Here is a 9,857-nt window from a genome sequence, read left to right on the forward strand (position 1 = left end):
GCAAGGCTGCCTGAGCCGTGACCGCTTCAGGCCCTGCAGGAAATTACACCAGCTCGACGGGCACTACCCCCGCGGCGTCGCGCCGCGCGCTTGACCGGAACCTTTGCGGTACGCCGTTCCATTCGTGGGCTGCTCCGGGCATTATGCAACAGTTGTGTCTGGAGGGATCGCCGGACAGGATGGACGTGCCAGCCACGATTACACCCCCTGCTCCCGTGCCAACGATTTCTGGGCGCCCGGTCGGAACCACCCTTGGCGTGACATCATGGGCCACCGGCATGCTCGCCCTGGCCTTCTGGAGCAGCGCGGCGCTCTTCGCCGCTTACATCCTGGTCTTCTACATCGGTGCACTCCCCGCCGGCACCATGCAGGACTGGAACAAGGTGCTGCCGCGATTGTACGTGCCGGACGCCGTCCCTACGACGATAGCCATGGCGGCCCACCTCGTCCTGGGCGGCATCCTGCTTCTGCTCGGGCCCATCCAGTTCATCGGGCGTCTTCGCCAGCGCGCGCCATCACTGCACCGTTGGATTGGCCGGGTTTATGGCGCTGCGGCACTCGGGGCGGGCCTGGGCGGCCTCATCTTCGTGCTCGGCCGCGGTACCGTGGGCGGACCCGTGATGTCCGCAGGCTTCGCCCTATACGGTGTACTCATGGCAGTCGCTGCAACACAGACCATGCGGCATGGCTGGTGTCGGCGCCTGCACCTGCATCGCGCCTGGGCGATCCGACTCTTCGCGCTGGTGATCGGCTCCTGGTTGTACAGAATGGAGTACGGGCTCTGGCTCAAGCTGGCCGGGGGAATGGGCCACACGCGAGGTTTCGACGGTCCGTTCGACCTTCTGATGGACTTCCTTTTCTTCGTGCCCAACCTCATCGTTGCGGAGTTGCTCATCCGTCGTGGCGACAGCCCGCTCGCCCTGGCGCTACGCCGGATGGGCTCAGTCGCGCTCTATGCTGCTGCAGGTCTCGTCACGCTGGCCACCTTCCTGTTCGGCCGCTTCTACTGGATTCCACACATCCTGGCCCGCTTCTGAGACGGCAAGCGGGCGCGCACGGACGCCCTTGCCATAACGCCCGTACCGCGGCTTTACGCGATCTCTTTTTACTATAGCGGAGTTGGGCGCTGGCTGTGTGAAAGCGTCTTACCGTAACGGCAATCAGCAACTCTGCTGCATCTGGGAAGGCTTGTGCGAATCACGATTGCTTACCGCTGAAGGCCTGCGACGTGAACATGCGTAACTGAGCGAAGACATCGAATTTTCACACAGCCTCGGTCGTGAGCGGACATAAATGCAGCTTACCTGGGCTCACGCCCCGCTGCGTGGTCTGGCCGAAAGCGGCCTGTCCGCATTTGTGTGATGGCCGCAGGGTACCGGCTCTTGGTGCCCTGCTCAGTCCCACCGCCCTCGGGACTCTCAGCGCGTCGGACTCGACGGGCAAGGACCAACAGGCGCTGATGTCGAGCTCCGCTACGGCAGCCTATCCGCAGCGGACAGACATGCCGCCGTCGACCACCAGTTCCGTGCCGGTCACGAAGCGTGCCTCATCGGAGGCAAGGAACAGCACGGCATTGGCAGTGTCACGCCCATCGCCCGCGAAACCCACCGGGATGCGCGCCAGGCGCTGCTTCACGAGTGCCTCCACATCCCCGCCGGCGCGCTGGCCGGCCAGCCGCACCTCGACCATCGGGGTGTGCATCTGTCCCGGCACCATCGTATTCACCCGGATGCCCTTGGCGGCGTATTGCACCGCGACCACGCGCGAGAGCTGGATCACCCCCGCCTTGGACGCCGCATAGGCGACCTGCGCCGCGCCGGTCCAGCGGATGCCGGAGGTCGAGGCGAGGTTTACCACCGCGCCACTCCCCTGCGCCTCCATGACCGGCAGCACATGCTTGAGGGTCAGGAAGACACTCTTCAGGTTGGTGTCGACCTGCAAGCCCCAGACCTCCTCGGCCATCTCCACCGGGCCGCCGGCGGCCGAGCCGCCGACATTGTTCACCAGCACGTCGATCCGGCCATGGCGCGCAACCACGTCGGCCACCAGCCGGGCGATGGCGGCGCTGTCGGTCACGTCGAGCACCGCGGCCTCGAAGCGGCCGTCCTCGGAGGCGATCCGCTCCGCCGTCTCCGTCATGCTCTCCGACGCGCGGTCCACGCCGATCACCGTTGCCCCTTCTCGGGCCAGTCCTACGGCGATGGCGCGGCCATTCCCCCAGCCGGGCCCGACGCAACCGGCGCCGGTGACGATGGCGATCTTGCCCGCGAAACGCTGCGACATGGTCCTGCACTCCATGGATGTCGGTGGTTGGCGCCCCGGGTGCACCGTCAGTCGAGGATGATGTTCGCGGCCTGCGCCACCTGGCGCCAGCGCGCGATCTCGGCGCGCTGAAAGGTGCCGTATTCGGCGGGCGTGCCGCCGGCCACCGTGTAGCCGCCCGCCTCCAGGGCTTCGGCGACAGTGGGCTCGCGCAGGAAGGTGATGATCTCACCAGCGATCCACTCGCGCAGGGCGGCCGGGGTCGCGGCCGGCGCCATCACCGCCTGCCAGGAACTCACTTCGAAGTCAGGCAGCCCAGCCTCGGCCGCGGTCGGCACCTCCGGCAACAGCGGGTTGCGACGCGCGGCGGTCACCAGCATCGCGCGCAGCCTTCTGTCCCGCACCGGGCCAATGACGGAGCCGAGCCCCTGGAAGGAGACCTGCACCGTCCCGGCCAACTGATCCATCACCGCCGAGGCGCCACCGCGGGCAGGCACATGCGTCGCCTCGGTCCCCGTCCTCTGAGTGAAGAGCTCCATCGTCAGGTGTGGCGAGGAGCCAATGCCACTGGTGGCGTAAAACACGCCGCGCGGCCGCGCCTTCATCCAGGCAACCAGTTCCGCCAGGTCGTTCACCGGGGCGACTTCCGGGTTCACCACCAGGACGTTCGGGGTGGTGACGGCCAGCGTGACCGGCGCGAAGTCGACCAGCGGATCGTAGCCTGGGTTGCGGTAGAGCACGGAATTCAGCGCGAAGACGCCGATCGAGCCGACCATCATCGTGTGGCCGTCGGGCGTGGCGCGCGCCAGCAGCCGCGCCGCCAGCTGCCCGTTTGCGCCGGGGCGGTTCTCCACAACCACGGGCTGCCCGCTGTGTTCCGCCAGCCGGGTGCTGAAGGCCCGTGCCGCAATGTCCGAGGCGCCGCCGGGCGCGAAGGGGACCAGCAGGGTCACCGGACGGCTGGGCCAGGCAGCCTGCGCCAGGGCTGGCCCGGCGAACCCAAGCCCAGCCGCCAGGCCCAATGCGTGGCGACGCGTGACGTGGTGCATGGCGTCCTCCCGGCCCGTTTGCCCGGCCAGCGGTATCACCCGACATCCACTCTATGCAAGTGACTTCCACTCTGCGGAAGATGGGGTTATAGCAGGGGCGTGACGAGGAAACCGATCGATCCCACGAAATCCATCGCTGGGGTCCCGCCGCGCGAGACGCCGGATGCGGAGGGCAATGTGCGGGCCGTGGATCGCGCGCTGGCCATCCTGCAGTCCTTCGCGGAGGGGGACGCGGCCCTGCCGCTGGTCGAGATCGCCCGCCGCGCCGGGCTGCATCTGACCACCGCGCTCCGCCTGCTCGGAACGCTGGAGAGCCATGGCTTCGTGCAGCGCGCCGCCGCCGGGGGCTATGCCCTCGGGCCGCACTTGCTGGTGCTGGGCGAGCGCTTCCGCCGGGGCCTGCGGCTGGAGGACCAGGTCATGCCGGCGCTCGACCGGCTGCGGGGCGAAAGCCAGGAAAGCGCCGCCTTCTTCGTGCGGGAGGGTCAGCAACGCCGCTGCCTGTTCCGTCAGGAGAGCCCACAGCCTGTGCGCACGGTGGCGCAGGTGGGGGATGTGGCGCCGCTCGGCATCGGCGCCTATGGCCGCGCCCTGGTGGCCCTGGACGCCGAGACGCGCCAGCGACTGCCCATCGTCAGCCATGGCGAGCGGCTGCCGGAAGTCGTCGCCATCGCCGCCCCAGTGCTGGACGGAAGCGGCAGGGTCGTGGGCGCCCTCGGCATCACCATGCCGCGCTACCGCTTCGATTCGACGGCCGAGACGCTCTGCCTGCCGCTGGTGCTGCGCGAGGCCGCAGCCCTGACCCGCGCCCTCGGCGGCGATCCTGGCTCTGGCCTGAAAGGGAGGAAACCACATGCCCCGCCTTGACCTGCCGCCCGAGGCGGCGATGACGCCGGAGCAGCGCGCCGCCTGCGCCGAGGCGGTGGCCGGGATCCGCGGTCGCGTGCCGGCGCCGATGGTTGCCTGGATCCGCAACCCCGAACTGGCCGAGCGCGGGCAGAAGCTGGGCGAACTGCTGCGCTACCAGACCACGCTGGAGCCGCGGCTATCGGAACTCGCCATCCTGGTCTGCGCCCGGCACTGGACCTCGCACCACGAATGGACCGCGCACAAGCGCGAGGCGCTGAAGGCTGGCCTGGATCCCGAGGTGATCGCCACCATCGCCGCGCGGCGGACACCGGCACTGGCCGATTCGCGAGAACAGGCGGTCTACGATGTCGCCTCAATCCTGCTGGCCAGCGGGCGCGTGCCGCGGCCGCTCTACGAACAGGGCCTCGCCGTGCTGGGCGAGCGCGGCATGGTCGAGCTGGTCGGCATCCTCGGCTACTACTGCCTGGTCGCGCTGACGCTGAACGCCTTCGAGCTCGGCTTGCCCGGCAGCCTCGCCCCGGAACTCGAGGATCCGGAGTACCGCGCATGAGCAACCCGGCGCAGCAGCACCAGATCCCAGTGCGCGAAGACTGGCTGGCGACCACGCGGGAGGAGGCGCTGAACCCGGGTCAGCCGATCATCGACCCGCACCATCACCTCTGGGACCAGCCGGGCTGGCGCTATCTGCTCGACGAGTTGCTGGCCGACCTGCGCAGCGGCCACGATGTGCGGGCGACCGTCTACATCCAGTCCTTCCGCTCCATGCTGCGCGCTGAGGGGCCGGAGGCGATGCGCGCGGTGGGCGAAACCGAGTTCGCCAACGGCGTCGCCGCCATGTGCGCGAGTGGCTGTTACGGCGATGTTCGGGCCTGCGCCGGCATCGTCGGCGCCGCCGACCTCCGCCTCGGCGATTCGGTGCGCCCGGTGCTGGAGGCGCATCTGCGTGCCGGCAGCGACCGCTTCCGTGGCATCCGCCACATCGCCACCTGGGACCCCGATCCGGCGATGCTGAACCCGGCTTACCAGCCGGCCGAGGACATGCTGGACAGCCCGGGCTTCCGCGCCGGCTTCGCGCATCTCGCCGAGCTCGGCCTCAGCTTCGATGCCTGGCTCTACTTCCACCAGATCCCGCGCCTGGTCGCGCTGGCCCGGGCCTTCCCGCAGGTGCCGATCGTGCTCGACCACTGCGGCGGCGTGCTCGGCATCGGCCGCTATGCCGGCCGGCGGGAGGAGGTGTTCGCCGCTTGGTCGGCCAATATGCAGGCGCTGGCCGGCTGCCCGAACGTGATGGTCAAGCTCGGTGGCCTCGGCATGCGCCTGCCGGGCTTCGGCTTCGAGGCGCGGGACCGCGCGCCCTCCTCCGTCGAACTGGCCGAGGCCTGGCGCCCCTGGGTAGAGCGCTGCATCGAGACCTTCGGCGCTGCGCGCTGCATGTTCGAGAGCAACTTCCCGGTGGACAAGGGCAGCTACGGCTACGCCGTCGGCTGGAACGCCATGAAGCGCATCGCCGCCTCGGCCAGCGCCGAGGAGAAGGCCGACCTGTTCTGGCGCAGTGCCGCTCGCTTCTACCGCCTGCCCGCTCCCATCTGAGCGACACCCGAAGACCCCCACGAGGAAACCCCGATGAGAAAGCGCCAGATCCTGGCCGCGCTGCTGGGCGTGCCCTTCGTCCTGCCGGCCCGGGCGCAGGACGCATTCCCGACACGGCCGCTGCGCTTCGTGGTGCCCTTCGCCGCCGGCGGGCCGAGCGACATCGTCGCCCGCATCATGGCCCCACATATGAGTGCGACGCTCGGCCAGCCGGTGATCGTCGACAACCGCGCCGGGGGCGGCGGCATGACCGGCGTGGACGTGGTGGCGAAGGCTGCACCGGACGGCTACACCTTCGGCATCGGCAGTGCCGGGGCGCTCGCCATCGCGCCGAGGCTCGGCCGCGGCACGCCGTACGATCCGCTGCGCGACCTGGTGCCGGTCACCCTCGGCGTGCTGGTGCCGGAGCCGCTGGTGGTGCCCACGTCCTCCTCCTACCGCAGGCTGCAGGACCTGATCGCGGATGCGAAGGCGCGGCCAAGCGCGCTGAATTTCGGCACCACCGGCAACGGCTCCATGCCGCATCTGGCGGGCGAGCAGTTCCGCGCCGCGGCCGGGCTGGACATCGTGCAGATCGCCTACAACTCCGGCGGCCAGCTCGCCACCGCCATCTTGCGCAACGAGGTGCAGCTCGGCTTCGCCGACCTGCCGGTGCTGATCCCGCAGATCCAGGCGGGCGCGATGCGCGCGCTGGCGGTCGGGACGAAGGAACGGCTTTCCTGGATCCCGGATGTGCCGACCTTCGCCGAGCTCGGCCTTCCGGCGGTAGATGCCAGCAACTGGCACGGCCTCGTCGCCTCGGCGCGCATGCCTGCCGGGCCGCTCGCCGCCATCCGCCGGGCCGCCATCGCCGCGCTGCAGGACGAGGAGGTGCGGCGGCGCCTGCACGACCAGGGTGCTATCCCCGGCGGCAACAGCCCTGAGGAGTTCGGCGCCTTCCTGCGCAGCGAGCTGGAGAAATGGGGCGAGGTCATCCGCCGCAATAACATCCAGCCGGACTGAGAGGCCGCAGGTGGCTGCCAGCTCAGCCGCCCGTCTCCGCCGCGCCCAGTTCCGCCAGGATCCAGTCGCGGAAACGGCGCATGGCGGTGGACACCGGCCGGTGGCGCGGCCGCACCAGGTAGTAGCCACCCGGCCGCCGCACCGCTTGGCCGAAGGGGCTGACCAGTGCGCCCGAGGTCAGGTAGCCCTCAACCAGCACCTGGATCCCCATGGCCACGCCGCTGCCCTGCAGCGCCGCCTCGTAGGCCAGGGCGGAGCTCTCGAATTTCAGCCCCTTGCGGCTGTCCACCACCTGCTCCGCGCCATTGGCCTGGAGCCAGATTTCCCAGTCGTTCGGCCGTGCCAGGGAATGCAGCAGGGTCATGCCTGACAACGCCTCCGCTGGCAGTTTGCCCTTGCGCCTTTTCAGCAGGGTGGAGCTGGCTACCGGGAGCAGGGCGATTGGCGTCAGGAAGTCCGTTTCGAGCCCCGGCCAGCCGCTGCCATCGCCGGAGCGCACCGCCGCGTCCACATCCTGGTGCTCGAAATCCACCGGGCTGACAGAGGCGGTCAGGCGCACCTCGATGTCCGGGTGCCGCTCATGGAAGCGCGTCAGTCGCGGGATGAGCCAACGCTGGGCGAAGGTTGTATAGGCCTGGATTGACAGCACGTTGCGGCGCTCACGGCGGCTGACCTGGCCGGCGGCCAGCGCCAGCAGGTCGAGCGCCTGCCGCACCGGCGGCAGCAGCCTCGCGCCCTCCGGGGTGAGCCGCACCTCACGCGTCCCACGGATGAAGAGCGGCGTCCCAAGCCACTGCTCCAGCGCCTTCACCTGCCGGCTGATCGCCACCTGGGAGACGCCGAGCTCCTCGCCGGCCTGGGTGAAGCTCAGCCGCCGCGCGGCAGCCTCGAAGCTGCGCAAGGCATTCAGCGGCAGGTGCGGACGGGCGGGGACAGGAGGCTGGCCGACGGGCATGGAGGTTCTTCCGACGGTCGCACCCATAACATGAGGTTGGGCAACCCGTCCCGAAAAGCTGTTTGTCCACAGCCGGGAACAGGCGGAAACCTGCCGCACACAAGCAGATGCCCCGACACGGGGCCAAGGCAGGAGACGGAACGGCCATGCGACAGTCCAAGGCATCCACCCCGGCAAAGGGCGCCGTGCTCACACGGCGGCAGGCGGCACGCCTGCTGGCAACGCTGCCGCTTGGCTTGGCGGCGCCGCGGCTGGCGCGGGCGGCAGGCTATCCAGACCGGCCGGTGAAGATCATCGTGCCATTCGCTCCCGGCGGCGGTACCGACATCGTCAGCCGCGTGCTGGCCGAGGGCATGTCGCCGGTGCTCGGCCAGACCGTGCTGGTGGACAACCGTCCTGGCGCCGGCACCATCATCGGCACCGAGGTCGTCGCGAAGAGCCTGCCGGACGGCTACACGCTGCTGATGGCCACCTTTGCCCATGCGGTGAACCCGAGCGTCCAGCCCAGCCTGCCCTACGACACCACGAAGGCCTTCGCCCCAGTGGCGCTGGTCGGCCGCTCGCCCAACGTGCTGGTCGTGCCTTCGAAGAGTCCGATCCGCGACGTTTCCGGGTTGCTCGCGCGAGCCAAGGCGAAGCCGGGTGAACTGACCTACGGCTCCTTCGGCAACGCCACCTCCTCGCACTTGGCGGGAGCGCTGTTCTGCTACCTCGCCAAGCTGGACATGACGCATGTGCCCTACCGCGGCGGCATTGTCAACCCGTGCCGTCTCGGAACAAAAATTCGCAACGATGCGTCGCCGCCACGGAGGGTGAACGCAGCCTTTTTGCCGCCTCCAGCGCTGAGGGCGACATAATCCGGCGCTCATTCCGATGTGCGTTCGCCAAGTTGACAATCCCAGGACAGGTATTGGCCCCACTTCTCGGGCATCCGAGCGCGGGCCATCGGCGTGCCGGTGAGGATGTTGAAGGTGCGGCGACACTCGGAGATGCGACAACGGAACCGCTGTCGGTCGTTTTTGTCTTTGCCGTGCAGGTGAGCACCCTCAGCCCCGCAATGCGGGCAACACCGCTTGACGCAGACCACTTCCGTGCGGCGGGCCAGAGCCACCTCGGCAATCCGCACGGACGCGACCTCGGCGACGAGCCGTTCGATGGTGATGAGCTGCTCACCCGAGGCCGCCCGGATGGTAGATTCGAGAGGGTAGAGACGGCGAAATTCGAGGCTGGACATAGAACATCATGTAATCAGCCCTCGTCAGATTTTCTCGTCTCCCACACCCAAGTCGAATAGCGCCTTATTTTAATACGCGCTGGTCCGGTGCTCGACATCGCGGCCGAGCGTGCTTCGGATTGCCCGCGGATAGGAGCCATGCCCGTCCGTGGTGACCTGGTCAGGCGTCACGCCCGTGACCGACTTGGCCGAACGAAAGAAAGCCTGGGCCGCCGCCATGTCGCGGTGCTCGCTGAGCATGGTGTCGACCAGATTGCCGTTGCGGTCGATGGCCCGATAAAGGTAGGCCCAGCGACCGCCAACCTTCAGGTACGTCTCGTCCACGTGCCAGCGGCGGCTGCGGGCGCCGCCCTTGCCACGCCGGCGCTGCCGGAGTTCGTCAGCGAGCAGCGGCGCGAGCTTGACCTCCCACTCCCGCACCGCTTCGTAGCTGAAGACGATGCCGCGGATGAGGAACATCTCGGCTAGGTCGCGCAGGGTCAGGCGGTAGCGCAGCCGCCACAGCACCACCAGCGCGATGACGTCGGAGGGGTACTGCGCATGGTTCAGCACGGTGCCGGAGCGCTCGTTGTACTGCTTGCTGCAGGTCCGGCAGCGGAACCGGCGGTAGCCCTGGGCGGTGCGCTCCGGCCGCTCGGTCACCTCGGACGAGCCGCAAGCCACACAGTCCATCCTAGCCCTCTCCCCCCATCGAGCCCAGAGCCGGAGCCTACCAGCCCTATCCCGGCCGGCCAAACGGGCCGACTGGCGCGAAGCCTGACAGAACCCTGCTGAGTATCGGGATGCACGCGCCGAAGCCTCCCGGGTGTGGCGGCAGGAGACGTGCGTCCAAATGGCAGCGTCAAGCTCAGGACCGGACTGCCGCGCGACGACGCGCGCCTTGTAGCCCGACAAG

General features: G+C 69.0%; 11 protein-coding genes. 6 read left to right on the forward strand and 5 right to left on the reverse strand.

The annotated features are described in order from the left end of the window. Window positions 1-278: 278 nt before the first annotated feature. The gene (locus Q7A36_RS36005) at window positions 279-1,037 is read left to right on the forward strand and encodes a DUF2306 domain-containing protein (protein ID WP_305108619.1); all 759 of its coding nucleotides are present in this window, start codon (window positions 279-281) and stop codon (window positions 1,035-1,037) included. A gap of 445 nt (window positions 1,038-1,482) precedes the next feature. Here Q7A36_RS36005 and Q7A36_RS36010 read toward each other — a convergent pair whose 3' ends face one another. Further along, window positions 1,483-2,283, reverse strand: a complete 801-nt coding sequence (locus tag Q7A36_RS36010; protein WP_305108620.1) for an SDR family NAD(P)-dependent oxidoreductase — start codon at window positions 2,281-2,283, stop codon at window positions 1,483-1,485. A gap of 47 nt (window positions 2,284-2,330) precedes the next feature. Then, on the reverse strand, window positions 2,331-3,311 hold the full coding sequence (locus Q7A36_RS36015) for a Bug family tripartite tricarboxylate transporter substrate binding protein (protein ID WP_305108621.1): 981 nt from the start codon (window positions 3,309-3,311) through the stop codon (window positions 2,331-2,333). Between the two features lie 99 nt (window positions 3,312-3,410). Here Q7A36_RS36015 and Q7A36_RS36020 point away from each other — a divergent pair, with 99 nt between their 5' ends. From Q7A36_RS36020 to Q7A36_RS36035, 4 genes are read left to right on the forward strand one after another with little or no spacing between them, the layout of a single operon-like run. Beyond that, entirely contained in the window at window positions 3,411-4,178 is a 768-nt protein-coding gene (locus Q7A36_RS36020) for an IclR family transcriptional regulator (RefSeq protein WP_305108622.1), read from the forward strand. Next, entirely contained in the window at window positions 4,165-4,731 is a 567-nt protein-coding gene (locus tag Q7A36_RS36025) for a carboxymuconolactone decarboxylase family protein (protein ID WP_305108623.1), read from the forward strand. The genes Q7A36_RS36020 and Q7A36_RS36025 overlap by 14 nt, the downstream gene beginning before the upstream one ends. Beyond that, on the forward strand, window positions 4,728-5,771 hold the full coding sequence (locus Q7A36_RS36030) for an amidohydrolase family protein (protein WP_305108624.1): 1,044 nt from the start codon (window positions 4,728-4,730) through the stop codon (window positions 5,769-5,771). The genes Q7A36_RS36025 and Q7A36_RS36030 overlap by 4 nt, the downstream gene beginning before the upstream one ends. 33 nt (window positions 5,772-5,804) lie before the next feature. Then, on the forward strand, window positions 5,805-6,773 hold the full coding sequence (locus Q7A36_RS36035; protein WP_305108625.1) for a Bug family tripartite tricarboxylate transporter substrate binding protein: 969 nt from the start codon (window positions 5,805-5,807) through the stop codon (window positions 6,771-6,773). Window positions 6,774-6,795: 22 nt separating this feature from the next. On the opposite strand, the gene Q7A36_RS36040 is transcribed toward Q7A36_RS36035, so the two are convergent. Beyond that, the gene (locus Q7A36_RS36040) at window positions 6,796-7,728 is read right to left on the reverse strand and encodes a LysR substrate-binding domain-containing protein (RefSeq protein WP_305108626.1); all 933 of its coding nucleotides are present in this window, start codon (window positions 7,726-7,728) and stop codon (window positions 6,796-6,798) included. 146 nt (window positions 7,729-7,874) lie between these two features. Here Q7A36_RS36040 and Q7A36_RS36045 point away from each other — a divergent pair, with 146 nt between their 5' ends. Further along, on the forward strand, window positions 7,875-8,585 hold the full coding sequence (locus Q7A36_RS36045; protein ID WP_305108627.1) for a tripartite tricarboxylate transporter substrate-binding protein: 711 nt from the start codon (window positions 7,875-7,877) through the stop codon (window positions 8,583-8,585). 8 nt (window positions 8,586-8,593) lie between these two features. On the opposite strand, the gene Q7A36_RS36050 is transcribed toward Q7A36_RS36045, so the two are convergent. Next, a complete protein-coding gene (locus Q7A36_RS36050) occupies window positions 8,594-8,962 on the reverse strand; it encodes an IS1/IS1595 family N-terminal zinc-binding domain-containing protein (RefSeq protein ID WP_305108628.1) in 369 nt (122 codons plus the stop codon). Between the two features lie 69 nt (window positions 8,963-9,031). After that, window positions 9,032-9,634: an IS6 family transposase gene (locus Q7A36_RS36055; RefSeq protein WP_305108629.1), complete on the reverse strand. Its 603-nt coding sequence runs from the start codon at window positions 9,632-9,634 to the stop codon at window positions 9,032-9,034. Window positions 9,635-9,857: the final 223 nt, after the last annotated feature.

This window comes from Paracraurococcus lichenis, from assembly GCF_030657435.1.
GTDB lineage: Bacteria > Pseudomonadota > Alphaproteobacteria > Acetobacterales > Acetobacteraceae > Paracraurococcus > Paracraurococcus lichenis.